This is a genomic window from Actinoallomurus acanthiterrae (assembly GCF_054775715.1).
This window is the reverse complement of record NZ_BAAHCO010000001.1, coordinates 5,850,399-5,875,823: the sequence shown is the minus strand read 5'-3', so window position 1 is coordinate 5,875,823 and position 25,425 is coordinate 5,850,399. Positions and strand designations below refer to the sequence as shown.

The 25,425-nt window shown below is 70.1% G+C and carries 22 protein-coding genes; 8 read left to right on the top strand and 14 right to left on the bottom strand.

Going from position 1 to position 25,425, the window contains the following annotated elements; all coding sequences use genetic code 11:
• Positions 1-82: 82 nt before the first annotated feature.
• Genes ACYVF7_RS27815 through ACYVF7_RS27800 form a run of 4 tightly spaced genes read right to left on the bottom strand, consistent with a single transcriptional unit; the run spans position 83 to position 3,608 of the window.
• The gene (locus ACYVF7_RS27815; RefSeq protein WP_460346559.1) at positions 83-1,210 is read right to left on the bottom strand and encodes a DegT/DnrJ/EryC1/StrS family aminotransferase; all 1,128 of its coding nucleotides are present in this window, start codon (positions 1,208-1,210) and stop codon (positions 83-85) included.
• Positions 1,207-2,391, bottom strand: a complete 1,185-nt coding sequence (locus ACYVF7_RS27810; RefSeq protein WP_460346558.1) for a macrolide family glycosyltransferase — start codon at positions 2,389-2,391, stop codon at positions 1,207-1,209. The genes ACYVF7_RS27815 and ACYVF7_RS27810 overlap by 4 nt, the downstream gene beginning before the upstream one ends.
• 51 nt (positions 2,392-2,442) lie before the next feature.
• Positions 2,443-2,709, bottom strand: a complete 267-nt coding sequence (locus tag ACYVF7_RS27805; RefSeq protein WP_460346556.1) for a MoaD/ThiS family protein — start codon at positions 2,707-2,709, stop codon at positions 2,443-2,445.
• Positions 2,703-3,608, bottom strand: a complete 906-nt coding sequence (locus tag ACYVF7_RS27800; RefSeq protein WP_460358142.1) for a formylglycine-generating enzyme family protein — start codon at positions 3,606-3,608, stop codon at positions 2,703-2,705. Before ACYVF7_RS27800 ends, ACYVF7_RS27805 begins: the two co-directional genes overlap by 7 nt.
• Positions 3,609-3,862: 254 nt before the next feature.
• Here ACYVF7_RS27800 and ACYVF7_RS27795 point away from each other — a divergent pair, with 254 nt between their 5' ends.
• Both ACYVF7_RS27795 and ACYVF7_RS27790 read left to right on the top strand, forming a co-directional pair.
• Complete coding sequence (locus tag ACYVF7_RS27795) at positions 3,863-5,296, top strand: class I SAM-dependent methyltransferase (protein ID WP_460346554.1); 1,434 nt, start codon at positions 3,863-3,865, stop codon at positions 5,294-5,296.
• Positions 5,293-6,636 (top strand): NDP-hexose 2,3-dehydratase family protein, encoded by a 1,344-nt coding sequence (locus ACYVF7_RS27790; protein ID WP_460346552.1) that lies wholly within the window; start codon positions 5,293-5,295, stop codon positions 6,634-6,636. Before ACYVF7_RS27795 ends, ACYVF7_RS27790 begins: the two co-directional genes overlap by 4 nt.
• A 16-nt stretch (positions 6,637-6,652) precedes the next feature.
• Here the strand turns inward: ACYVF7_RS27790 and ACYVF7_RS27785 are convergent, their stop codons facing one another.
• From ACYVF7_RS27785 to ACYVF7_RS27775, 3 genes are read right to left on the bottom strand one after another with little or no spacing between them, the layout of a single operon-like run.
• Positions 6,653-7,663 (bottom strand): ATP-binding cassette domain-containing protein, encoded by a 1,011-nt coding sequence (locus ACYVF7_RS27785; RefSeq protein ID WP_460346550.1) that lies wholly within the window; start codon positions 7,661-7,663, stop codon positions 6,653-6,655.
• Between the two features lie 57 nt (positions 7,664-7,720).
• Complete coding sequence (locus tag ACYVF7_RS27780) at positions 7,721-8,494, bottom strand: hypothetical protein (RefSeq protein WP_460346548.1); 774 nt, start codon at positions 8,492-8,494, stop codon at positions 7,721-7,723.
• Between the two features lie 45 nt (positions 8,495-8,539).
• The gene (locus tag ACYVF7_RS27775; RefSeq protein ID WP_460346546.1) at positions 8,540-9,280 is read right to left on the bottom strand and encodes a class I SAM-dependent methyltransferase; all 741 of its coding nucleotides are present in this window, start codon (positions 9,278-9,280) and stop codon (positions 8,540-8,542) included.
• 136 nt (positions 9,281-9,416) lie between these two features.
• On the opposite strand from ACYVF7_RS27775, the gene ACYVF7_RS27770 reads away from it, so the two are divergent.
• From ACYVF7_RS27770 to ACYVF7_RS27760, 3 genes are all read left to right on the top strand, one after another.
• Entirely contained in the window at positions 9,417-10,421 is a 1,005-nt protein-coding gene (locus ACYVF7_RS27770; RefSeq protein ID WP_460346544.1) for a methyltransferase, read from the top strand.
• Between the two features lie 67 nt (positions 10,422-10,488).
• Positions 10,489-11,511 (top strand): ArsR/SmtB family transcription factor, encoded by a 1,023-nt coding sequence (locus ACYVF7_RS27765; RefSeq protein ID WP_460346542.1) that lies wholly within the window; start codon positions 10,489-10,491, stop codon positions 11,509-11,511.
• 116 nt (positions 11,512-11,627) lie between these two features.
• Positions 11,628-12,242 carry a methyltransferase family protein gene (locus ACYVF7_RS27760; RefSeq protein WP_460346540.1) on the top strand — a complete coding sequence of 205 codons (615 nt, stop codon included), beginning with the start codon at positions 11,628-11,630 and terminating at the stop codon, positions 12,240-12,242.
• A 136-nt stretch (positions 12,243-12,378) separates the two neighbouring features.
• Here ACYVF7_RS27760 and ACYVF7_RS27755 read toward each other — a convergent pair whose 3' ends face one another.
• Genes ACYVF7_RS27755 through ACYVF7_RS27740 form a run of 4 tightly spaced genes read right to left on the bottom strand, consistent with a single transcriptional unit; the run spans position 12,379 to position 17,785 of the window.
• Entirely contained in the window at positions 12,379-14,079 is a 1,701-nt protein-coding gene (locus ACYVF7_RS27755; RefSeq protein WP_460346538.1) for an ABC transporter substrate-binding protein, read from the bottom strand.
• A gap of 58 nt (positions 14,080-14,137) precedes the next feature.
• Positions 14,138-16,021, bottom strand: a complete 1,884-nt coding sequence (locus ACYVF7_RS27750; protein WP_460346536.1) for a type 1 periplasmic-binding domain-containing protein — start codon at positions 16,019-16,021, stop codon at positions 14,138-14,140.
• A gap of 7 nt (positions 16,022-16,028) precedes the next feature.
• Positions 16,029-16,199 (bottom strand): hypothetical protein, encoded by a 171-nt coding sequence (locus ACYVF7_RS27745; RefSeq protein ID WP_460346534.1) that lies wholly within the window; start codon positions 16,197-16,199, stop codon positions 16,029-16,031.
• Positions 16,169-17,785, bottom strand: a complete 1,617-nt coding sequence (locus tag ACYVF7_RS27740) for a hypothetical protein (protein WP_460346532.1) — start codon at positions 17,783-17,785, stop codon at positions 16,169-16,171. Before ACYVF7_RS27740 ends, ACYVF7_RS27745 begins: the two co-directional genes overlap by 31 nt.
• Positions 17,786-18,086: 301 nt before the next feature.
• Here ACYVF7_RS27740 and ACYVF7_RS27735 point away from each other — a divergent pair, with 301 nt between their 5' ends.
• From ACYVF7_RS27735 to ACYVF7_RS27725, 3 genes are read left to right on the top strand one after another with little or no spacing between them, the layout of a single operon-like run.
• Positions 18,087-19,421, top strand: a complete 1,335-nt coding sequence (locus ACYVF7_RS27735; protein ID WP_460346530.1) for an aminotransferase class V-fold PLP-dependent enzyme — start codon at positions 18,087-18,089, stop codon at positions 19,419-19,421.
• A gap of 32 nt (positions 19,422-19,453) precedes the next feature.
• Entirely contained in the window at positions 19,454-21,154 is a 1,701-nt protein-coding gene (locus ACYVF7_RS27730; RefSeq protein WP_460346528.1) for an ABC transporter substrate-binding protein, read from the top strand.
• Positions 21,151-22,389, top strand: coding sequence for a hypothetical protein (locus tag ACYVF7_RS27725; RefSeq protein WP_460346526.1), 1,239 nt, complete (start codon positions 21,151-21,153; stop codon positions 22,387-22,389). Before ACYVF7_RS27730 ends, ACYVF7_RS27725 begins: the two co-directional genes overlap by 4 nt.
• 74 nt (positions 22,390-22,463) lie before the next feature.
• On the opposite strand, the gene rfbB is transcribed toward ACYVF7_RS27725, so the two are convergent.
• The 3 genes from rfbB to ACYVF7_RS27710 are packed head-to-tail and all read right to left on the bottom strand — an operon-like array spanning position 22,464 to position 25,410.
• Positions 22,464-23,438 (bottom strand): dTDP-glucose 4,6-dehydratase, encoded by a 975-nt coding sequence (gene rfbB, locus ACYVF7_RS27720; RefSeq protein ID WP_460346524.1) that lies wholly within the window; start codon positions 23,436-23,438, stop codon positions 22,464-22,466.
• Complete coding sequence (locus ACYVF7_RS27715; protein ID WP_460346522.1) at positions 23,435-24,502, bottom strand: glucose-1-phosphate thymidylyltransferase; 1,068 nt, start codon at positions 24,500-24,502, stop codon at positions 23,435-23,437. The genes rfbB and ACYVF7_RS27715 overlap by 4 nt, the downstream gene beginning before the upstream one ends.
• On the bottom strand, positions 24,499-25,410 hold the full coding sequence (locus tag ACYVF7_RS27710) for a homocysteine S-methyltransferase family protein (RefSeq protein ID WP_460346520.1): 912 nt from the start codon (positions 25,408-25,410) through the stop codon (positions 24,499-24,501). Before ACYVF7_RS27710 ends, ACYVF7_RS27715 begins: the two co-directional genes overlap by 4 nt.
• Between the last annotated feature and the right edge of the window lie 15 nt (positions 25,411-25,425).

Below are 25,425 nucleotides of genomic sequence, written 5' to 3'. Positions count from 1 at the left end.
TCGTGCCCCGCTGAGCGCTCATGGCAACACCCGCAACGACGCTACCATGACACTATATGTAAATAAAGCTTTCCTGATGCCGTCACCAACCGGCCCGGATGGTGTCCACGACGTGGCCGCGGTCGTCGTCCGAGAGCCACCAGCCCACGGGGACGTAGACCACCCGGTCATGCACGGCGTCCACGCCGGGCAGCTCGGTTCGCAGGCCGGCGACACAGCTGTGTGCGTCGTTGCGCCGCGAGATGACGCTCGTCGTGATCCCCGCCTCGGCCATCTTCCGCATGAACGACCGCCGGTCCGCCACCTTCAGCGGATACGCCCAGAACGACGGCTCGCGGTCCGGCGCCCACCGGATCCGTTCCAGGCCGGCGACGCCCGTCAACGCCTCCTCGTAGAAGGCCGCGTTCCGCCGGACCCTGGCGAGGAGCCCATCAACGATCTCCAGGTTCGATAGGCCGATCGCGGCCGATATGTCGCTCATGGGGAAGCGGTAGCCCCACTCCGCGACGTCATAGTCACCGTGCATCCGGTCGGACTGTCGCTCGATGCCGAACCAGCGGCGCAGGCGGGTGCGCCGATGGAGCTCGTCGTCGGGCAGCACGATCAGACCGCCGCTACCGCACGTGAGGATCTTTATCGCGCCGAAGCTGTAGACGCAGATGTTCCCGTGGTTTCCCAGCGGCAGCCCGCGATAGGTGGCCCCCCACGCCTGCGCGCAGTCCTCGATCACCATGGGCCGGAAGCCCAGACGCGACTCCGCCTGAAGGACGGTCTTTTCCAACCCGTCCAGATCCACCGGATAGCCCAGCCAGTGGACGACGACGATGGCACGGGTCTTCTCGGAGATCTTCGCGGCGAGGTCGTCCAGGTCGATCATGAGGGTGGCCGGATCGATGTCGACCCAGCGGATGCGCAACCCGTTGGCGAGGATCGGCCAGTTGGTGCCCTCGAACGTGAGCGGGGTGCTCAGCACCTCCCCGGGGCCGCACCCGTCGGGATCGCGCCCCGGCCCGGTCAGCAGGCTGAGTGCCAGGTGCAGCCCGGAGGTTCCGCAGTTGACCGCCACGGTACGGGGGTTGCCCAGGCGTCGGCCCACGGCCTGCTCGAATTCGGCCGCCCTGGGCCCGTTCTCCAGGCTTCCGCTGGCGAGGACGTCGGCGATGCGGCCCAGGGCGTCGGGCGCCATCGCGACCTTGAACAGCGGGATCATGACCGTTCGAGGTGGGCTTGAAGCTCCTCCGCCGCCCGCACGGCGCCTCCGGCATCGTGGAGGCACGCCCGCATCCCCCGCACCCGCTCGAGCATCCGCCCGTCGCCTGCCACGTTCTCCACCGCCTTCCGCAGCACCTCGCCGCTCAGTTCCTCCGGACGCAGCAGGGCGCCCAGGCGCAGATCGGCGACGCGCCGTGCCATCGGCAGCACGTCGAACGAGTGCGGCACCACCACCATCGGCCGGCCGAAGGCCAGCGCGTCCATGACCGCTCCCATGCCACCATGGGTGACGAAGACGCGGGCGTGCGGCAGCACTGCCGGGTAGGGCACCCAGCGATGCGCCTCGACGTTGGACGGCAGCGCGCCCAGCAGTTCCGCGTCCACCCGGTCTCCGACCGCCATCACGACGTGCCACGGCGTCGCCGCGAACGCCTCGGCGCATTCCCGGAAGAACGCCGCGTTGTCGTTGAACGTCGTTCCCAGCGAGATCAGCACCACCCGCCGCCCGTCACCCGGTGGGGACCACCGCTCCCCGCCGACGACGGGGGAACGGCCGACGAACCGGAACCGCTCGTCGAAGGAGTCGCCGGCGATCTGGAACTCACGCGGGATGAACACCAGCGTGAGGTCTTCGATGGCGTCGGTGAACTCGGGCACCGCCTCCCGCACGCCGTACTCGGCGAGCACGCCGGCGAGCCTCGCCTCGACTGTCGCCTGCACCTCCGAGCTGATTCCGCCAGAGGCGGCGACCATGTCCTGGCTGAATGAGTACGTCCCGTTCGAGGCGAACCCGGCGCTCAGTCGGCATGCGGGCCGCTGCCACCTCGCGGCCAGCAGCCGGCCGGCGATGAACGGGAAGTCACCGTAGGCGATCAGATCCGGCGGGGTCTGGTCGAGGGCCCGCTCCGCCGCGTGGAGGATCGCCAGATTCTCCTCCAGGTACAGAAGGTGCGGGGTGGCCGGATCTTCGTCCGCGAAGACAGCGGCCGGATCGACGCTCGCGATCCGAGACTCGTAACACACGACTTCCGCGCCGGCCGCCGCGACCGGCGCCGCACGCTCGCGCGTGGTGACGTATGTGACCTGGTGTCCGCGGCGGACCAGCTCCGTGACGGCCCCCAGGGTGGGCATCACGTGACCGTGGTCGGCGGCGTTGACGAAGGCGATCTGGTAAGGCATCGGGTTCCTAGGCGATCGACTGTTCGCACGGACGGAGGGCGACGCGCGGCGTCAACCTCCGGCCAGCGGAGGGACTATCGTCACGGTGGTGTGGTCCTCGACTTCGGTCGTGGCCCGATCCTGACGAGGTACCAGGACATCGTCGAGATAGACGTTGAAGTAGGTGAGCGGTTCGCCGTCGGCGTTCAGCAGCCGGCGGCGGTAGGCCGGATTGCCGGCCGCGAACGCCCTGATCACCTCATGCAGCGAGCCGGCGTCACCCTCGAACTCCGTGCGCCCGCCCTGGCTCCAGGCCGAGGACAGTACGATCTTCACCATCTGCTCTCCCGCGGTGTCGCCGTCGAGGCCGTGTCGGCGTCGGCGTCTTTCGCGCACCGGAAGCCGAGCGCGAAGTTCGACCATCCGTCCGGGTTTCCGTACATGCGCTCGCCGCAGCGCACCTGGTAGCGGAAGTTCATCCAGGACCCACCCCGGATCACCCGGTACTGCCCCATCACGAGACGCAGCGTGGCGTCGCAGTCCGAGGTCTCGTCATAGAGGTAGGACAGCGTCGAGGTCCATTCATAGACGTTCCCCGCCATGTCGGCACAACCGAAGACGCCGTCGCCGCAGTCGGAGAAGCTTCCGACGGGCGTCGTCTGCGGCATCGGGCCCTCGCGGGTGTGCACCCGCTCCCACCACTCGCGCCAGGCATCCAAAGAGTCGATCGGGCCCGCGTGGTACTCGGCGGTGTTGGCCCGGTCCGGATGCCAGGTGTCGCCCCAGGGCCAGACGCGGAACTCGAAACCGCGAGCGGCCAGCTCCCATTCGGTCTCCGAGGGAAGCCGTTTCCCGGCCCATTCGGCGTACGAGTTCGCGTCGTTCCAGGAGATGTGGACGACAGGATGGTCGTCGTAGCCGTCGACGCCGCTTCCGCGACCGGCAGGCCGGAACCAGCAGGCGGACTCGTGCTCGTGCCAGTACCGGTCGCCGTACACCATGCCGTAGCCGGACCTCTCCGCGTCGGTGATGTAGCCGGTGTCACGAACGAACTCGCGGAAGTCACCGACGGTCACCGGATGGCGATCGATCCAGAACTGCGGCACCGACACATCGATCTGGGGAATCTCGTCGGTGAACCAGTGCCGGGGGAACGGCTGCCTGCGTTGCTTCTGCAGCCAGTCGAGCACCCAGGGCGGCGATCCCTGGTGGAACCGTCCTCCGGGAATCAGCACCATTCCATCCACGTCTACTCCCATTCCTCGCGTACCGCGGGGAAGGCCGAACGGCCGGGCGCCCAGGCACCGGGACGACGCGATGCGGTCACCGCCGATCGCGCCCGCCGACGGGACGGAGCCCGTCTGGCCGACGCCGGCGGCGAGCGGCCGCCTTGCGAGGCGGGTTTGACGCGTCGCATGGCGATAGCATCCAAGCTCACTATATTTAAGTCAAGTTAGCTTCTTCGGGGTCGCGCGTACGAGCGGGAGAAGGAATGATCATCGAAGAGTGCCGCATCTGCGACAACCGGACACTGCTGCCGGTGTTGAGCCTGGGGCCGCAGGCCCTCACCGGCGTCTTCCCCCGCCGCCCCGATGAGGTCGTCCCGGTCGTACCACTCGAGTTGGTCAAGTGCGCGCCGGACGGATGCGGGCTCGTCCAGCTCCGGCACACTGCCGACATGCGGCTGATGTACGCCGGGACCTACGGGTACCGCTCCGGAATCCGCCCATACATGGTCCGGCATCTGCGTCGGAAGGTGGAGGCGATGACCCGGCTGGTGGACCTGAAGCCCGACGACCTGGTGGTCGACATCGGCAGCAACGACGGCACGTTGCTGCGCGGCTATCCCCCTGGCGGTCCCACCCTCGTCGGCGTCGATCCGATCGCCGCCCAGTTCCGCGACCTGTATCCGCCCCACGTCGAGCTGATCACCGACTTCTTCTCCCGGCGGGTCTTCGCCGAGCGGTATGGTGCCCGACGGGCCAGGGCGGTCACCTCGATCGCGATGTTCTACGACCTTCCGCGGCCGATGGATTTCATGCGCGAGGTGCGCGACATCCTCGCGGACGACGGCGTGTGGATCCTCGAGCAGAGTTACCTGCCGTCGATGCTCCGGAACACCGCGTACGACGTGATCTGCCATGAGCATCTCGACTATTACGCGCTCGGCCAGATCGAGTGGATGGCCGACCGGGTCGGGCTGGCCGTCATCGACGCCGAGGTCAATGACGTCTACGGCGGAAGCCTGTGTGTCACACTCACCCGGCGGACCGCGCGTCACCCGGCGAACGAGCGGCGGCTGGCACGCGTTCGCGCGGCGGAGGCCGGGCTGGCGTTGGACACCATGGCGCCGTTCGAGGCATTCGCCCAGCGGGTTCGCGACCGGCGGGAAGGGCTCCGCGAGTTCCTCGACGCCGCCCGCAGGGCAGGCCGTCTCACCGTCGGCTACGGTGCCTCCACGAAAGGCAACGTGATCCTGCAGTTCTGCGGGCTCGGCCCCGACGACCTGCCCTGCATCGGCGAGGTCAACGCCGACAAGCCCGGCCGTTTCACGCCCGGCACCCGGATCCCGATCGTCTCCGAATCCGCCGCCAAGGCGCACGACCCCGACCAGCTGCTCGTGCTTCCATGGATCCATCGGCAGGGCTTCGTGGAACGCGAACGGTCATTCGTCGCCGGCGGGGAAAGCTGGTCTTCCCCCTGCCGGATCTGGACGTCGTCGGGTAGTCGGCGCCGCATATCGAGGGCGATAAGCTATAGTTGTTTAAAGTTTACGGTGAACGGCTCCTGCGTCCGAAACGATCTGGCGACCATCGCCCGGATGGAGAAGACATGGCTGTTCCGTACGCGGGCCGGCGACTCGGTGAGATGCCGGCCGGCGAAACGCAGCTGGCGCGCAGGCTCACCCTCTCGGGGAGCCACGTGACGCGGACCGTCGCGGAGATCGAGGCATGGCTGGCCGAGCGGCGGCGGAGTCGCCCTTTCCACGTCGCCCCGGTGCCCTTCGGGCAGCTGGACGGATGGAACTTCGTTCCCGGGTCGGGCGATCTGGTCCACGAGACCGGCCGTTTCTTCTCGGTCGTCGGCACCCACGTGAGGACCGACTATGGGCACGTCCACGAATGGTGGCAGCCGATCATCGACCAGCCGGATGGCGCCATCCTGGGGATCGTGGCCAAGGAGACCGACGGTGTGCTGCGGTTCCTGATGCAGGCCAAGATGGAGCCCGGCAACGTCAACGGGGTGCAGCTTTCCCCGACGGTGCAGGCGACGCCGAGCAACTTCCTCAGAGTGCACAAAGGCCACGGTTCGCGCTACCTCGAGTACTTCACCGAGCCCGGACGCGCCCGGGTGCTCGTCGACGTCCTGCAGTCCGAGCAGGGCTCCTGGTTCCGCGGCAAGCGAAACCGCAACGTCGTGGTAGAGGCGACCGGGGAGGTGGCACCGCACGACGACTTCATCTGGCTGACCCTCGGTGAGATCCTCGCCCTGCTCCGGCGTCCGCATCTCCTCAACATGGACGCCAGGACCGTGCTCTCCTGCCTTCCGCTCCCGGCACCCGAGGCGGCGATCGGTGACGATGGGTTCCGTGCCGCGCTGCGGAGTTCGATCGTCGGGGCGGGCGGCACGACGCTGCACTCCCATACCGAGGTGCAGAGCTGGCTGAGCGGCCGCAAGGTCGGCTACACGCTCAGCGCCGACGCCGTACCGCTGAACTCCGTGATCGGCTGGCGCCGGAACGACCGCGAGATCTATCACGAGGACGGCCGGTACTTCACCGTCGTCGGTGTCAGCGTGCAGGCCACCAACCGCGAGGTGGGGAGCTGGTGCCAGCCGCTGCTCGCTCCCCGGGGCGAGGGCCTGGTCGCCTTCGTCGTACGGCGGATCGACGGCGTCCTGTACATACTCGCCCGCGCCGACCTGCGGTCGGGCTACCGGGACACCGTCGAGCTGGGACCGACCGTACAGTGCACGCCGGACAATTACGCCAACCTGCCCGACGACCGGCTCCCCCGGTATCTCGACCTGGTCCGGTCCCCCGGCGTCACGGTCCACTATGACGTGCGGCAATCGGAGGAGGGCGGGCGCTTCCAGCGGGCGCTGACCCGACACGTCATCGTCGAGGTGGACGACTCATTTCCCGTCCGCACCCCCCCGGACTTCCTGTGGGTGACGGCCGCGCAGTTGACGGCCCTCACACGGGCGAGCTACCAGGTCAACATCGAGGCCCGGAGTCTCGCCCTATGCCTGCACGGCCTGCGGTGACGGTTACGGCGCGCCGTCAGGCCGGCTCACCACCGGTACGCCCGTCGGCCGGCTCCCTGGACCGGCCGTCACCGAAGCGGCCCTCACCGGTGTGACCGGTCAAGGCGAGGAAGACCTCATCCAGGCTCGGCCGCCCAACGGCGAAGTCGGCCAGCTCCACGCCCGTTCGGGACAGCTCGGCGAGCGCCGCGGCGGCGAGGCTCGGGTCGAGAACGCGCGCCGAGAGCCGTGCCGGGTCCGCGTCCCGTGACACGGGGACGCCGAGCACCCGCGCGAGCGTGCGTTCAGCGTCCTCTCGCCGTCCGGGGTCGTGCAGGCTCACGTGGAAGACGCCCGAGCCGACGGCGGTCTTCAGCTCTCCAGGCGTTCCCTCGGCGATGACCGTGCCACGGTCGATGACGGCGATCCGGTCGGCGAGACGGTCGGCCTCGTCCAGGTTCTGCGTAGTGAGCAGCACGGTGGTGCCCGCGGCGACCAGCACCCGCACGATCTCCCACACCTGGGCGCGGCTGAGCGGGTCCAGTCCGGTCGTAGGCTCGTCCAGGAACAGCAGGTCCGGAGTGACGAGGAGGCTGGCTGCGACGTCGATCCGCCGTTTCTCGCCTCCGGAGTAGGTCTTCACCTGACGGGCGGCGACCTCGACGAGGCGGAAGACGCCGATCAGCTCGTCGGCGCGCGCGCCTGCGGCGGCGTGCCGGAAACCCAGCAGCCAGCCCATGAGGATCAAGTTCTCGCGGCCGGTAAGGTCCTCGTCGACCGAGACGGACTGGCCGGTCAGCCCGATCCGGGCGCGCACGGCATCCGCGTCGCGGATCACGTCCATGCCCAGCACACGCGCGGTGCCGGCGTCCGGGCGCAGCAGCGTGGACAGTATCCGGACGGTCGTGGTCTTACCCGCCCCGTTCGGCCCCAGGATGCCGTAGATGGTGCCAGTGCGGACGGCCAGATCGAGCCCGCTGACGGCACGTGTCTCACCGAAAGCCTTGACCAGGCCGACGGCCTCGATCGCCAGAGTGGTCTCGGTCATGGAGCGTCCTTCCTGTCGCCGGGCGGGACACGTACGTGGGCGGCGCGTCGTCGCCGTTCAGTCGCCCCACCGCAGGTAGGCCGGTCCGGGACGCCCGGCGGGAAGGCGCAACGCGGCGTGGTCGAGCCCGAGCGTCCGGCGCAGCGCCAGATTCTCTCCCGGCCACTTCGGGTGGTCGAGCTCGTCGAACGCCAGGACGCTCCCCTTGGTCAGGTACGGCCGGATAGCCTCGATCGTCGCGCGGGTCGGCTCGTGGATGTCGAGGTCGAAGTAGGCGAGCGCGACGACGGTGTGCTGGTTCTCTTCGAGGTACCGCGGCAGCGTCTCGCGAACGTCACCCTGCACGATCATGGAACGGCCGGTGATGTGACACAGGTATTCACCGGCCTCGTGCGCGTCGAGGACGTCCCGCAGGTAGGACGGGTAGCCGTCCGGGAGCGCGAACCTGCCCGGATAGGCGCTGGCGCCGACCTTGTCGACGGCGCCGACGTCGGGGAACCCGGTGAAGGTGTCGAAGCCGATGATCCGCCGGAACGGGTTGTAGGGCTCGTACACGGTGCGCAGCGCGGTGAACGCGGCGAGATGGCGGCCGTAGCGGACGCCGAACTCCATGATCACACCCGGCACGTCAAGGACCATCCGGTACAGCGCGTCCATGGACAGCAGGTCGGCGAGTTGCTGCCGGCGGAGGTACAGCGTGAGGTTGTCGAGGAGGTCCTCGGGTGAGATCGGCGCGTCGGACAACAGTCGCGCGAGGCGCTTGCGGACCTCCAGCTCCTGCTCCGAGTCGTGTGGGAACGCCTGTGGCTCCCGATGCTCGCCGACGGCCATGGAGACTCCCTTCCGGTCGGTACGCGCTAGGCCCGTGGCGGCGGCTCAGGCCGGGGCGCCACGGGTTCCGACGAACAGGCCCGGGCCGTTCGGCCGACCGTTCGCCAGTGCGAATCCAGGAACGAGCTCAACACTCAGGCCGGCCCGTTCGAAGGCTTCTTCGTACTGCTCACGCCGGAACAGGATCTTGGTGATCAGCTCCGAGAACTCCGAGAACCCGGCCGAGTCGACGGTGGAATACCGGATCTCCACGCGGCTCCGGAGCCCCTCGCGGCGGGAGTGGGTCAGCCGCGACACGAAGCGCCCGCCGTCGTGGAACAGGTGCCCGCCCGCGTATCCGTCGAGGAAACCGTCCGGGAAGTACCACGGTTCGACGAGGAGCACGCCACCGCAGGCCAGGTGCGCGGCCATCCGGCCGACCGCGGCCACCAGCTCGTCGTGTGAGTCGACCTCCGCGATGGCGCTGCCGACGCAGGTCACCGCGTCGAACCGCCGGTGAAGCTCGAAACCCCGCATGTCGCCTGCGTGGATCGACGCGCCGGGCAGGCGGCGGCGCGCGACGTCGCGCATCGCCACCGACAGCTCCAGTCCCTCTACCTCGTCGAAGAGCGTGCGCAGGGTCGCCAGGTGGGCCCCGGTGCCGCAGGCGACGTCCAGCAGAGTCCGCGCGGTCGGGAATCGGGCGCGGATCAGTCCCGCCAGGCCGCGGGCCTCGGCGTCGAAGTCCTTGCCTCGGTCGCGGAAGACCGCCTCGTAGAGTTCGGCATGGTCTCGTCCGTACCTCATCGGCTGCCCTTCGAGGAGCGGTTCTCGGGCTCCACGCCTGCGCGCCCGCAGAGCCTGTACGGCAGACTACTTGAAGATACTATAGCGATACGTGATCTGCTGCGGTATCCGCGCCCACGGAGAGGACCACCGGCCCATGGACGATCAGCAGTCGGCCTTTCTCCTCTACGAGGAGGCGATGGCGTTCACCTACGCGGCCGCGCTACGCGCCGTCGCGGCTCTCGGTGTCGCCGATCACCTGTCCGGCGATGGAAGGACCGTCACCGAACTCGCCGCCACCACCGGGACCGAGGCGGCAGCACTCCGCCGCATCGTGCGGCTGCTGGCCGGTCGCGGGATCTTCCACGAGGGCGCCGACGGAAGGGTACGGCTGACCGCCAAGGGACGGGCGCTGCGCAGCGACGCCGCGGTGCCGGCGCGCTCGGGAATCTTGATGTTCACCGATCCGATGTTCTGGACGACGTGCAACAAGGTCGAGGCGGTCGCGCGTGACGGGCGAACCACCTTTACCGACCTATTCGGCATGTCGATCAGCGATTACTTCGCACGGTTCCCGGAAACCGAGACGCTTTTCTACGACGGCATGGCGACCGTCTCGGAGGCGGAGAACGCCCTGGTGGCGGGTGCCTACGATTTCCCCGCCACGGGCACGGTGGCCGACATCGGCGGCGGCAGGGGCGGTTTCCTGCGCGCGGTGCTCCGGCGGCGCGCCGGGCTGCGCGGTGTGCTGTTCGATCAGGAAGAGCACGTGCTGAAGAACCATGTGCTAGGTGATGGGGACCTTACCGGACGGTGGGAGATCGTTCGCGGCGACTTCCTCGCCGGCGTCCCTGCGGCGGACGTCTACCTGCTGAAGCGGATCCTGCACAACTGGGACGACGAGCGCTGCACGGCGATCCTCGACGCGTGCCGCAGGGCCATGAGACCGGACGGCCGGGTCATCGTCGTCGACGCGCTGGTTCCCCCCGGAAACCAGGCACATCAGAGCAAACCAATGGACTTCATGATGCTGGCCGCGCGCACTGGGCGCGAACGCGGGGCCGAGGAACTGGACCCCCTGTTCACCGCGGCCGGCCTGCATCTGACCCGCGTCATCCCGACCGCATCGGTGATGTCGATCGCCGAAGGTGTCGCGCATTGACTTAAATGATAACTGTGAGTACTTACAAGCGTTGACTTATATTCGTCACCTCTGAAACAATCGCCGGGTGCACGCGTTCGACGTCCTCAGGGTTCCGGTCCGGCGCCGAATCCTGGAGCTTCTCGCCGACGGCGCGCAGACCTCGGGTGCGATCTGCGCGGCCGTCCAGGAGGAGTTCGGCATTTCACAGCCGGCCGTCTCCTCGCACCTGCGGGTGTTGCGGGAAAGCGGGTTCGCGACGGTCCGGGCGGAGGGCACGCGCCGTCTTTACGCCGTCGAGACCGCCCCGCTGCAGGAGGTCGACATGTGGCTGGAGCGTTTCCGCCGGTTCGGGAGCCAGCGCCTCGACGCGCTGGCCACCGAGATCGCGCGCGGCAAGCGCGAGCGCCATGCCCGGTCGGACGCGAGCCCGTCGACGGATACGGCCAAACACCAGCGAAAAGGACGAGAGATGATCGACATTACCGGCCAGATCAACGCCACACACCGAGAGATCGGCACTCGGAGCACACCAACGGGCGAAGCCCGCTCGGTCGTGCTGCGCCGCACCTACGACGCCCCGATCGAGGACGTGTGGGAGGCCTGCTCCGAAGCCGATCGACTCGAACGCTGGTTCTTCCCCGTCTCCGGCACGCTGCGTCAGGGCGGCACGTACCAGATCGAGGGCATCGCCCGCGGGGACATCCTCCGGTGCGAGCGCCCGACCCTCATCAGCGTGACCTGGGTGTATGAGGACAATCCGGCCACCGAGGTGACGGTGCGGCTGTCGTCGGGCGGCGACGGCACCACGGAGCTCGAGTTCGAGCACCTCGTGGGCGGCGCGGGCATGGACCCCGGCATGCTGGCCGACGCCCTGGTCGGCGTCGGCGTCGGCTGGGACGGCGCGCTGCTCAGCCTCGACATGTTCGTCCGCGGTCAGGCCATCGAGGACCACAAGGCCTGGCAGGAGTCGGACGAGAACAAGGAGTTCGTCGCCCAGGCCAGCGCCGCGTGGGGCGTGACGGTCAAGGAGGCCGGCGTCGCTTCCGGCGGCAACGTCTCCGACGCGGTCGAACACTCGGTGTCGCACTACGGCCCCGGCGGCGCCTGAAAGCCGACTCTGGACGGCGACCAGCCCGTTCCGGGGCCCGTCCCGTCCGGGAACGGCACCGTACGACGTGGCGAGGCGGCCGGCGGCCACCGCGACGGGAAGGGACATCGGTCGTCATGAGGGATTGGGCGAGCTGGATCGCGCTGATCGTTTACCTGGCGGGCATGGGGGTCGTGGTGGCGTTGCGCGACCGCAGGTACCGCGGCGCCACCGGACGGTCCGGCATCAGGCACGGTCAGGCGCGGACATTCTCGGCCGAGTGGTGGTCGGAGCTGATGATGAGTCTCAGCACGCTGCTGGCGCTGGTCTCGCCGATCCTCGCGGGCGTCGGCTGGGTCCGGCCGGTTGCGGCGCCCGCGCCGGTCGCTGTCGCCGGCCTGGTCCTTGCCCTGGCCGGCTTCGCCGGAGCATGGGCCGCGCAGGAGGCCATGGGTGACTCCTGGCGTGCTGGCGTCGATCCGGACACGCACACGCCGCTGGTGACCACGGGCGTCTACGGCGTGATCAGGAATCCGATCTTCGTAACGATGATCGCCGCGTTCGCGGGCCTCACGATGATGGTGCCCAGCATCCCGCAGGCGCTGGCCCTGATCTGCCTGACCGTCGGATACACCATCCAGGCCCGGGTCCTCGAGGAGCCCTACCTGGCCGCCGCGCACGGCGACGCCTACGCCGCGTACGCCGCACGTGTCGGACGCTTCGTCCCGCTCGTCGGGCGTCTCCGCGAGTGACCGCCATGCGGACCGCGGGCGTCCCCCGGGGCTGGCGACGGCGAAGCGACCGCAGGCCGGTCCGCAGGCTGACGGACGCGTGCCCGCAGGCCATCCGCACCGGCGAGCTCCAGCGGCTCTGGCCGACCCCGCGCCGTCAGGCCGGCGGGTCGAGCCAGAGATGGGCCGCGTCGAGCCAGCGGTCGACCTGCGGCAACGGCAGCGCGTTGCGTACCCGCGCGCTGGTCATGTGCAGGATGGTCGGCTCGCACGCGAGGATCGGCACGATGGCGGCGTCCTCGATCACCTGCCGGTCGACCCGGTGCCATAGGTCCTCGGCAAGGTCGGGATCCTGCTCGGCGAGTGCCCGTTCGATGAGCCGGTCCACCTCGGGATTGCGGTAGTCACCGTAGTTGCTCGTGCCGGCGGCGAAGTTGGACTGGAACATCGGCTGGACGTAGGCGCGGCCGTTGTTGCCGAACCAGTCGGGGGTCCATGCCGCCGCCGTGATATCCCATTCGCCGGACTCGGCCATCGTGGGATTCTGCAGAAAACGGTAGTACTCGTCGGCCTGGCTGATGAGCCGCAGGCGGACGGTGATTCCCGCCTTCTGCAGATCGGCCGCGTAGTATTCGGCGATCTCGGCGTGCGGCGCGTCCGCACGGTACACCGCCGTTAGGGTCAGCCCGCCGGCGTAGCCGGCCTCGGCGAGCAGCGCGCGGGCGCGTTCGGGGTCCCCGTGGTCGCCCGGTGTGGGGTAGCGGTCGTACTCGCGGTGGCCCATGTTGCCTGGGGGGATCGCGGTGTGGGCGGGCACGGTGATCGTGCCCAGGTCCATTTCGTCCAGCAGCTTGACCATGGAGGCCTTGTCAATGGCGTATGCGATGGCTCGTCGTACCGTCCGGCTCCGCACTGCCCCTCGCGCGTTCGGGCTGCGCATGTTGAAGACGAGGTAGGGATTGAGCGCGTAGCCGAGGTGGCGGTCAGCGTCGGGGGGCCGACGGTCCTCACTGATGACCGGCGCGCCCCAGGACAGGTCGGCCTCGCCGCTCTGGATCGCCCGCCGCACCTCATTGTCGCCGACCCGTGCCATCCGGACCTCGATCCGGTCGACGTATTGGTGCCGCAACGGATCGGTCTCCTGGCGCCAGGCCGGGTTGCGGTCCATGGTGAGGAATCGACCGTTCTCATAGCCGGCCAGCCGGTACGGGCCGTTAGAGCGGATGCCCGCGATGAACTCCCGGCTGTCCGGGACGACAGCGTCGTACTCTCGAGGTGCCGCCGACGCGAACATCATCGCCAGGATGTTCAGCAGGTCGTTGGCGGGCCGCACCAGCTCGATCACCAGGGTCTTGTCATCTTCGGCCCGCAGCCCCGCGATGTCATGCGCGTTCTGGTAGGCCGCCAGGTCCGCCGCCGAAGGGTGGCGGCCCGCGCAGGCCCGTCGATAGCCGTCGGCGAACTCCGCCATCCCCCTGATCGTGCTCGTGTAGTACGAGATGGCGCCCGCGCCCGCGACGGGGTTGCACATCCGCTTGAAACCGCGGACGAAGTCGGCCGCGGTCACCTCCCGCGGCGGCGTCGTGTCCCACAGCACACCGCGGCGCAGCCGGATCCGATACGTCAGGCCGTCCGGGCTCACCCCGCCGTTCGTGACCGTCGGCGTTTCGGCGGCGACGTCCGGGACCGGGATCAGCGCGGATTCGTCCACCGCCGTCGGGTAGCCGAACAGTTGCCGCGCGAACAGCCGGATGACCTGATGGGAGAAGGCGTAGTAGGCGCACGCCGGATCGACGTGGTCCATGCCCCCCGGTCCGAAGTACCGCAGCGTTCCGCCGTAGCGAGGTTCCACGCTCATCACCCTCTCGCCTCGCGCCGGCCGCCGCCTCACCGTGAGGCTACGGCCGATCTCTCCGTCAGATCCGGTTCAGCGGGCCGGTGATCGGTACCACCGCGCCGTCCGGCAGCCAGTGCCCGGCGCCGTGCCCGCCATGGTCGAGGCTCAACGGCCCGATGCCGTCTGGCACGAAGATCCGGGAAGCGGCGTAGAGCCGTAGAGGCGCGGTGACCCCGGCGACTCGCGATGACCAGCCGAGGAAGCCCGCCTGGGTGGCCTCGTCCCCGGGGAAGCGCCTGTTGAGGGCTGCGATGTAGCGCAGCGCCGGCGGATCGCCGGGATGGAAGCGCAGCGGGATGAGCTGCCCCGCCGCCGGCGCCAGCAGCGGGGCGTTCAGCAGCCACGGGGCCAGGTAGACGCCCTCGGCGAACAGCCGCCCGCGGCTGACGGCCTGAACGACCCCGTCGGCGCCCGCCCAGCCGGACACGACGGCCACGGGGACGCGGCCGTCGTCACCGGAGCGGCGCGGCGACGCGGTGCCCAGGTCCAGAACCGACAGCCCGAACCGCCCGGCGGCGGCCCGCACGTACGCGGTGGCCCGGACGCCTCGGGCGGACGCGTCGCCGACGAGCGCGAGGGCGTGCACACCGCGCCCGGCGATGAATCGGACCATCGCCGTCAGGGCGTCGGAGTCGGAGTCGCTCAGCGCGCCGGACGGGCAGGATCGCAGCGGCGTGTCGACGCCGGCGATCACCCGGCCGAGCGCCACGCTGGCGCATTCGGGACCATCCGGTCCACGCAGGTCGACACCGGCCGCACCGCGCCGTCCGGTGTCGAACGGCAGCGCGGCGGTCGCGCCCCGGTATCCGACCCACAGGCGGCCACGGCCGGCGGGCATCCACACCGTGGCCCACAGTTGGGTGGTGCCCGGGCGGGCGCTCGCGCGCGCGAGCCGCTGCCGGTCCATCCCCACGGACGCCCGGTCGGCGCCCACGTGGACCAGATTCCAGCCTGGTCGGCCCGGGGCGACGAACACCGGGACCCGGCCGGCCACGGTGACGTCCCGCAGAAGCGGCACTCCTGGCTTCGGCGGCGTGGCCGGAAGGGGCAGGACGGTGAGTACGGCACCGCAGGCGACCGCCACCGCCGCCCCGGCGGCCTGCGCCCGCGCCGCCCTGCCGTGCCACTTCCCGTCCCGCCGGGCGACGATTACCAGCATCGCGCATCCGGCCGCCACGGTGGCCTTGACGAGCAGAAGCACGCCGAACACCGACTCGAGGCGCCGATCCGGGCGCACGTCCTCCAACAACGCCTGTATCAGGCCGCCGACGACCAGAACGACGACGGCGGCCAGCATCGGCGCGGTCAGCCGACTCGCCGCGGCACGACGGTCTGCTGCCGTCGCCACCGCCAGCGCCGCGCCGATCAAGACCGTCGCGGCGAGCCCGTGCGCCAGCGCCAAGACCAGATGCGCCACCTGGTGTCCGCCGGCCGCCGCGGCCGGCACCGGCGTGGTGATGTGCGCGTGGCCGGTGTCCGACGCTCCGGCGGCGGGCAGCGCGGCGGGGCGCGCACGTGGGACGGTGGTCGCCGCGTACGCCGACAGCGCGACCGTGAGGACACCGCCCGCCGCCGCCGACACCCGTGGGCGGTGCAACAGGCCCGGCAGGGCCATGGTGGCCATCGCCGCCGGAATCGCCGCGAGCCACAACGCGCCGGCCAGGATGACCGCCATCTGCGCGGCGGCCGCGGCGATGGCGACGGCATAGATCGTCAGACGACCGCCCCGGCTCGGCGGGCCGGCCACCGGACGCAGCAGGGCCGTGCCGGCGGCGGCCGCGGTGGTGATCAGCACCATGCTCCGGGCGAGCGCCACCGCCCCCTGCGGCAGCACCGCGGTGCCGCCGGGTGTGTGTCCGCTGTGCGGGTCGTACGCCAGGACGGACGAGATCGACACGATCATGAGGGACTCAACGCAGGTCGTCGGCGGCCACGGTGAACAACACGCCGTGCGGGCGCGCCCAGCCGGTGTCGCCGTGGGGCCAGTGGCTCCGGTTGAAGTCAAGGCACGGGGTGCCCTCGTACTCGTCGCGGAACGTGCGGTCGAGTGTCAGGTGGCCGCTCGGGTCGACGGTGAGCATGCAGATCCTGTGGTCGCCGTCGAGGTGGGCGCCCGCCACGAAATACTTCGAGACGGCGATCCGGCCGGCCTGCGTGGTCTCGTGGTAGTAACCGTCCAGCCGGCGCGGAAGTTGTCCATCGACGCCCAGTGCGGACCGCCGGTCGTCGGGTCATTCAACGGCACCGCGCTGACCAGTTTCGGGCAGTCCGGTTCCCGGCCCCCGGCGCTCACCTCGGCCAGGGTGTCGATCTTGCAGCGGGTATGCGATCCGGCCCGCAGCAGTGCCTGGATGTCGAGGGTGTAGACCATTCCCTCCTCGGCGTGCGCGGGCGGTGACCCGAGCATGCCGCCGGTCAGCACCACGTGGAAGAGGTACCGGTCGTCCAGGCTCGTCTGCAGCCATGCGCCGCCGTCCAGGGAGGACGTAGGCGTGTCGGTCGGGAAGAGCCTGGTGAAGGCCGTCTCGTCGTCGAACACTTCGCGCCAGCGTGGATGGGGGTCGGTGATGTCGGGGGTGTAGTAGATGACTCCACCACCCATCGTCGAGGCGAACGCGCCCCGGTGCCGGCGCGCGTGCGGCACCGCGGTCTCCATCGCCTCGCTGTGTTCCTTCGCCGCCGCGATCGGTTCCGGGCGCGGCCCGTCGGGAAGGTGGGACACCGACACCAACCGCGGGTCGTTCCGGTTGGCGATGTCGAAGATCCGGACCGTGTCGCGCCCGACGTTGGCGGTGGGTGCCTGATCGGCGAGCAGGTCACGCACCTCGGCGAAATCGCTCGTGACGAGGCGGTGCAGATCTTCGCGGACGGCGACGCCGTGTGGATTCGCGCAGGTCGGCTGCTGAAGCGCGGGGATGTCGGCGCAACTGGCGCCTTCGGACGTGGTGCTGGCCGCGGGAGCCTCCCCCAGCACCTTGCCGTCCGGGCCGATGTGGACGATTTCCCCCGGCGATCCGGCGAACCCGTTGCCGGTCCGGGTCTGCCCATCGGTGTAGGTGCACGGCCCGCTCACGTCGGGACCGCCCATGTACGTGCCGTACGCGGTGCCGTCCCGAAGGACCTGGAAGGCGTCAGGCGCCGATCCGCACGGCGTGTCCGCCGGCAGCGTGATCCCGGACAGGGCGATACGGGGCAGCCGCGTCACGTCGAAGACGTAGGCGGTGTCGGAGAAGATCCCACCGGCGTAGACCTTTTCGCCCTTGTGCCAGATGTACTGCATGTGGTGGGGCTCGTTGCCGGTGACGCTGTCGATCGTGACGGTGTTGACGACCTTGCCGTAGTCGGGTGTTCCGGGGGTGGCGTCGATGACGGCCAGGAAGTCGGGGTCGGGCGAGCCGCCTGCTCCGGGTGCGGCGTCGCCGGCCCAGGCCAGCAGCCACTCCTTCCGGAGGTGGCCCGGTGCGGGGACGCGTGCCTGAGGCAGCAGGTGGTTCGTGACCGAGTAAGGCTTGCCGTCTGAGCCGGTCACGGTCGAGCGGATCACGATGACGCCCTCGGCCGCGGCGCCCGTGGCCGCTCCCGCGAGGGCGCCGACGGCCAGCAGGCATGCCGCGAGCAGCGCCACCGTTCGGCGTCGAGAGATCGTCAGGAGCACGAAACCGGACATCGGGCCTCCCGAGCCACAGCGTGGGCGAAGGGTGGCCGGGTCAGGTCCCGGCCCGTCGACACGGCCTGTACATTACTATCTTTTATTAAAGGAAGGTATCTCTCGCCGTCAACCTCAAGCGGACAGCCGCATGACTCGACGAAGGCACGGTCGCCTCCGCCCATAGTCGGCGTCCCAGCGCCGCCGCGGCATCTCCCGGCCCGGGCGGCGAATGGGCGATCAGGATGCCCCCGTCTTGGCATGACCGATGTAGCTTTATAAAAATGTACTAACGAGCCGTCCATCGTACGGGGAGGGTCCCGTGACACAGTCCGCCCGCGAGCTCACCGCCCGCGAACCCGCCGGTTCCGCGAACGGCGGATCCCCACGTAGCGGCCTCCGCGACGCGTCCTGGGAGCGCATCCGCACGCTGTTCGCACTGGATCCGGACACCATCCATCTGAACACCGGCACGGTCGGCGCGATGCCGTACGAGGTTCTCGACACCATCGACCGAGTGACCCGCGAGTGGACCGGCGGCCTCGCCGACGTCTACAAGCCCTCGGGATACTTCGAGCACCGCGCCGCGATCGGCGCGGCATTCGGCGTGGACCAGGACGAGATCGTCATCTGCCACAACGCGACGGAGGGCGTGGCCCGCATCATCCAGGGGCTCGACCTGCACGAGGGCGATGAGGTCGTCACCACGACGCACGAGTGCTACTCGGTGCTGTCGAACTTCAACCTCGTGCGCAACCGTTACGGCCTGACCGTCAAGGCGCTCACCATGCCGACCGGCCACGACGTGCGGGCGGACGAGATCGTCGAGCTCTTCGAGTCGGCGATCACCCCCCGCACCAAGGTGCTCGCCTTCGCCGGCATCACGCTGTTCACCGGCACGATGATGCCGATGCGCCGGCTGTGCGAACTGGCGCAACGGCACGGCCTCGTCACCGTGATCGACGGCGCGCTGCTGCCCGGGCTGGTCGACCTCGACATGCGCACGCTCGGCGCCGACTTCATCGCCTGCTCCGGCTCCAAGTTCCAGTGTGGCCCGCTGGGCACCGGGATCCTCTACATCCGCAACAAGGTCTTCCCCGAGTACAACCCGCTGCCGCTGCCGACCTTCTGGCCGGTGATCTCCACCTGGTATCCGATGATCGGCAGCCCGCCGCCGCGCACCCGCACGTCGGTGGCGAGCGACGACACCGCGCTGTACGTGCAGAGCGCCGGAAGCGCCAGCATCGCCCGGGGTGCCGCCCTCGCCAAGGCCTGCGAGATCTGGGACGAGATCGGGCGGAACCGGATCGAACGGCGCGCCTTCGAGCTGGGCGAGTACGCCCGACGGCGCCTGATCGAGAGCTTCGGCGAAGCGGCGATGTTCTCGCCCGGCGCCGACCCCGCGCTGCGGTCGCCGCTCATCGCCTTCAACCCGTTCCGTGACCCATCAGCCGCCTGGAACATCAAGAACCTCACGGCCTTCACCGAGCGTCTGGAGCAGGAACACCGGATCTGGATCCGCTGGACGGAGTTCGACGTGCCGGACTCCCCGCACCAGCACTACGCGGCCCGGATCTGCACCCACCTGTTCAACACGCGCGACGAGATCGACCAAGCGATCAAGATCATGGTCCGCCTCGCGGACGACATGGTGTGACGATGCCCGAGACCAGCCGAGGACACGCAGCCATGAACGACCCGTGCCCGCGCGAGGGCGGCACCCTCCGGCTCTACGGCCCTGCCCCACTGGGCGCCCTCGACCCCGCCGCGTCCCGCAAGTCCCCTGTCGACCAGCTCAGCCGGCTGTTCGCCCGCCGGCTGTTCGCCCACCGCCCCGAACCGGACCTGCGGGACTGGCGGGCCATCGCCCCGGTCCCCGACCTGGCGACGGAGATCCCGTCGACGTACAACATGGGAATGGGGGCGCGGCACACCAACTACGTGGTGCATCTGCGCGCCGGCGTGCTCTGGGACACCGATCCGCCGCGCCCCGTCACGGCCCATGACGTCGTTCGCGGGTTGAAGCGGATGTGCAGCCCGGTCGTCCGGCCCGCAGCGCTCCCGTACTTCACCAGCACGATCCGCGGCCTGGAGGAGTTCCGGGCCAAGTACGCCGCGGCCGTCCCGCACGCCGACCCCGCGCCGGAGGAACTGGCCGGCTTCCAGGAGGCGCACGACATCCCCGGGGTGTTCGTCCTCGACGAGGAGTCCCTCGTGATCGAGCTCATGCGCCCGGCGATCGACTTCGTCTCCATCATGACGCTGCCGTGCGCCGCGCCCGCCCCCGCGGAGTACGACGCCTTCGTCCCGGGTTCCCAAGCCATGAAGCAGAACCTCCGGTCCAACGGGCCGTACCGCGTCGCCCGCCACATACCGGGCAAGGAGCTGCGCCTGGAGGCCAACCCCGCGTGGCAGGCGGACACCGACCCGGTACGGCACCGCCATGTGGACACCATCGAGGTCACCATCGAGCCCTCCTCACCCGGCCGGATCGCCGAAAGGATCGCCGCGGGCGAGGCCGACCTGCCCTGGGGCCCGGCCATCCCGGAACCGTACGTGGGGCGGCCTGCCGAACCCGACGACGACCTGGGGTACGCGCTCGATCCCTACCTCGCCTTCAACCTCCGCGGCCCGCGCCACGGCGGTGCCCTGGCCGACGTCAGGGTGCGCCGCGCGCTCGCATACGCGATCAACAAGGCGGCGATCGCCGATATCTCCGACGAACTGCGCACCGGTACGGTGACCCGCATCGCCGGGTCCGTGGTGCCGCCGAAGAACGACGCCCACCGACCGGCCGACGCGTACGCCACGCCCGGCGGACGCGGCGACGTGGAACGGTGCCGTGCCATGCTGGCCGAGGCCGGCCACGGAGACGGCCTCACGCTGACCGCCGTGCACCTGGAAGAGGAATTCGACGCCCGCGTCGCCCGGTCCCTGGCCGCGGACCTGGAGCGGGCGGGCGTCACCGTCCGGCTGGTGGCGCTGGGGCACGCCGACCACGACGACCTGCTCGGCGACCCGGCGCGGGCGCCGGGGAACGGCTGGGATCTGATGACGGCCGCGCGGTCGCCGGACTGGTTCTGGGGGGGCGGCCGGGTGTTCCTTCAGCCGATGTTCCAGAGCGACTCTCCCGCGAACCTGGGCGGGTACCGCGACCCGGATGTCGACGCGCTGATCGACCGGGCGCTCTCCTCGATCGACGAGCCGACGCGGGCCGCCGACGCGTGGCACGAGGTCGAACGCCGCGTGCTGGACGACGCGGCCGTCGTGCCGATCCTGTTCCGGAAGCCGGCGGTCCCGCGGCTGCGCGGCCCGCGGGTCCGCAACGCCGTCCCGATGCCCGCGATCGACTACGCGTTCGACCTGTCCGGCATCCGGCTCGATCGATGACCGCATCAAGGTCCGGCCCGGGCCTGGAACCGTCGGCGGGTGAGACGCTGGTTCAGGAGTACCTGCTGCTCGGGCTGCGGATCGGCAAGCTCGTCGAGGGGTTCGTCGACTGCTGGTACGGCGATCCGGAGCTCTCCCGCCAGGTGGATGCCGAGGCGCCGGCCTCCCCCGTCGACCTGGCGCGGCAGGCGGTCCTGCTTCTGGCCCGCCTGCCGGACAGCGGCCTGTCGGAGGAACGGCAGCGGTTCCTCGACGGGCAGCTCAGGGCGCTGGAATGCGTGGCGCGCCGGCTGGCCGGTGAGCAGATCCGGTTCCTCGAGGAGGTACGGACCTACTTCGACGTCGAGATCGAGCTGGGCGACCCCGAGCGCTACGGCGAGGTGCACGACGCGATCGACGCGCTGCTGCCCGGCCCCGGCGGTTGCCGTGCCAAGACCGAGGCGTTCTACGCGCGCAACGTCGTACCGCCGGACCGGTTGGGGCGCGCCGTCCAGGCGGTCTCCGACGAACTGCGGGCCCTTACCCGCCCGGTATTCGGCCTTCCGGACGGCGAACGCGTCGAGTATGAGGTGGTCACCGGCAGGCCATGGAATGCCTTCAACCGCTACGAGGGTGCTTACCGCTCGACGATCCTGCTCAATGCCGAGGCCGGGCGCACGATCGCCGCCGTGCCGCTCCTGGCCGTCCACGAGGCCTATCCCGGTCATCACACCGAGCACTGCCGCAAGGAGGCCGGGCTGGTGGGCCGGCTGAGCCACGGCGAGCAGCTCATCTCCCTCGTGAACACGCCGCAGTGCCTGATGGCCGAGGGAACCGCCGAACTGGCGGACCGGGTGATACCGGGACCGGGGTGGGGCCGATGGACCGCCGGCATCCTCGCCGAGATGTGCGTACCGGTCGACGGCGAGCTGATGGAACCGCTCGTCGAGCTGGTGCGCCGGCTGATGCCGGTGCGGCAGGACGCGGCGATCATGCTCCATGACCGTGGCGCCGACGTCGACGACGTGACCGGCTATCTCGAGCGCTGGCTGCTCCTGCCGCGCGACCGCGCCCGGCAGCTGACGCGTTTCCTCACCGACCCGCTGTGGCGGGCGTACTCGGTCACCTATGTGGAGGGACGCCGGCTCGTCTCCTCCTGGCTCGAGGCGCGCCCGGAGGGGCAGTCCCTGGCCGAGCGGTATCGCATACTCCTCGACCGGCCGCTGCGCCCCTCGAACCTGCGTGCGGCCGGCTGACCGCGGCGAGGCCGGGTGCCGGGGCGGGCAAGAGCAGTTCCCGGCACGCCCGGCGGACGCGGCAGCAGGGGCGCTCAGACGAACATCTTCAGCGCTTCCCACCATTGGCGGTTGTCGCGGTACCAGGCGACCGTCTCGGCCAGTCCGGCGGCGAAGTCCATCCGCGGCCGGTAGCCGAGCTCGTCCCTGATCTTCGTCCAGTCCACCGCGTACCGACGATCGTGGCCCTTGCGATCCTCGACGTGGGACACCATGTTCCAGTCGGCGCCGCAGGCCGCGAGCAACCGGGCCGTAAGGTCCCGGTTGGCCAGCCCCGTGCCGCCGACGTTGTAGACCTCACCGGGCCGGCCCTTGGTCAGCACCAGGTGCACGGCCCGGCAGTGGTCGTCGACGTGCAGCCATTCGCGTACGTGCCAGCCGTCGCCGTACAGCGGCACCTTCCCGCCGTCCAGCAACTCGGTGACGAACAGCGGGATGATCTTTTCGGGGAACTGGTACGGCCCGTAGTTGTTCGAGCTGCGCGTGATCCGCACGTCCAGCCCGTACGTGCGGTGATAAGACAGCGCCGTCAGGTCGGCCGCCGCCTTGGAGGCGGCATACGGCGAGCTCGGTCGCAGCGGCGCGGACTCCGTCGCGTGCCCGGATGCGATCGAGCCGTACACCTCGTCGGTGGAGACCAGCACGAACGGTTCCGTGCTGTTGCGCAGGGCGGCGTCGAGCAGCGTCTGGGTGCCCACGACGTTGGTGCGGAGGAAGTCCTGGGCCCGCCGGATGGACCGGTCGACGTGGGACTCGGCCGCGAAGTGGACGATGGCGTCATGGCCCGCGACCAGCTCGTCGACCAGCCCGGCGTCGGCGACGTCCCCCCGAACGAACGTCAGGTGCGGGGAACGCTCGACCGACCGGAGGTTGGTGAGGTTACCGGCGTAGGTGAGCTTGTCGAGCACGGTCACCTGGAGAACGTCGCCGTTCGAGGACTCCAGCCCGAGCAGTCGGCGCACGTACTGCGAGCCGACGAATCCGGCGCCGCCGGTGACGAGGATCTTCATGAGCCGATCTGCAATCTGCTGTGGTCCCCCAGAATGAGCCGATGCGCGCCGGCCACACGCGGCGCAGGGGTCACCACCGCGTACCGGCCGATCAGTGACGCTTCGATCTGCCGCACGCCCTCGACGCACGAACCCGGCAGCAGGATGGAGTTCTCGATGCCGCTGTCGCTGATCCGACAGGCGTCCCCGACCGATGTGAAGGGCCCGATCGAGGAGCCGCGAACGCTGGCGTCCCGCCCGACGACGACCGGGCCGACGATCCGGGAGGCGCGGACGTCGGCTCCGCGCGCCACCGTCACGGATCCCACGATCTGCGTCGCGTCGTCGACGTCGCCCGTGATCGAGGGCGTCATCCCGGCCAGGACCAGCCGGTTCACCTCGAGCAGGTCGGCCACGTTCCCCACGTCCTTCCAGTAGCCGCGCAGGCGGGTGGCGCGCACGTCGTGGCCGGCGTCGATGAGCCACTGGACCGCCTGGGTGATCTCCAGTTCCCCGCGGTCGGACGGCTTGATCCGGCGGACCGCCTCGTGGATCACCGGTGTGAACGCGTAGATCCCGATGATGGCGAGATCACTCGTCGGTTCCTCAGGCTTTTCCACGAGGCGCGTGATCTGGCCGTCGCGCCCGAGCTCGACGACCCCGAACGCCCTCGGATCCGGTACCTGGGTGACGAGCAGGTGCGCGCCGGGCCGGCTGCGGCCGAGCTCCGCGGCGACCTCCTCGACGCCGCCCTCCACGAAGTTGTCGCCCAGGTACATGATGAAGTCGTCGTCGCCCAGCCAGCGCCGCGCCACGAGCACCGCGTGGGCGAGCCCGAGGGGCCGGCGCTGCCGGATGTAGGTGACGCGCAACCCGAACGCCGACCCGTCCCCCACGGCGGCCGCCACCTCCCGCGCGGTCTCGCCGACGACGATCCCGACGTCGGTGATACCGGTCGCCGCTATGGCCGCCAGGCCGAAGAACAGCACCGGCCGATTGCCCACAGGGACGAGTTGCTTGGCCGACGTGTGGGTGAAGGGCCGCATGCGCTTCCCGCGCCCACCGGCGAGCACGAGTGCCTTCATCCAGAGTCCCGTGCCAGCCGTTCGCGGGCCCGCGCCATGTGTTCGGGCGTGGTGCCGCAGCAACCACCGAGGATGTCGGCAGAGAACTTCTCCCGCCACCGCGCCGTCAGCTCGGCGAAGGCATCCGGATCGAGTGCCGCGGGCACGTACCGGTCGACGTGCCGCCACCGGGGGATGCCGCCGCGGTCCTCGATGTTGGGGTACGCCCCGATCGGGCCGGTACAGCGGTCTCGTAGCGTCATTAGCGCCGTCTCGGTGCCGGCCGGGTCCGTGCAGTTGACGAGGACGGCGCGCGCGCCGTCCCTTTCGACCGCAGCGGCCGCCGCGGCCAGGTCCTCGCCGGACGGCAGCAGGACGCCGTCATCGCAGACGAACGCGACCCAGACCGGGACCCCGGCGGCCTGTGCCTGCTCGAGCGCGACCCGTGCCTCACGCACGGAGTTCATCGTCTCGACGAGGATGAGATCCACCTCCGCGCGTGCCAGCTCCGTCGCCAGCCAGCGATGCTCGGCGCGTAGCTCCTCGTCGGGCGGCACGAGGTCCGGGCGGTAGCAGTCCTCCACCGGCGCCATCGATCCGGCGACGGCCGCGCACCCGCCGTCCGTCGTGTTCCTGGCCGCCTGCGCCACGCCCACCGCGGCGTGCACCATCCACGCCAGGCCGGCGTCGTCCAGCCCGAGGCGGCGCAGCGTCCTCAGGTTGCACCGGAACGTGTTCGCGGTGATCACGTCGGCGCCGGCTGCCAGGTAGTTCTCGTGAATGGTCCGGAGTACCCGGCGGTTCGGTTCGCCATTGAGCGCCCGCGTCGTCCACCACGGCTCGCGCACGGCCGTACCCGCCCGTTGCAGTTCGGTGGCGATCCCGCCGTCCAGCCACACGGGCCCGTTCTCTGTCCGCAGATCTCGCATCAGCCCCGCTCCTCG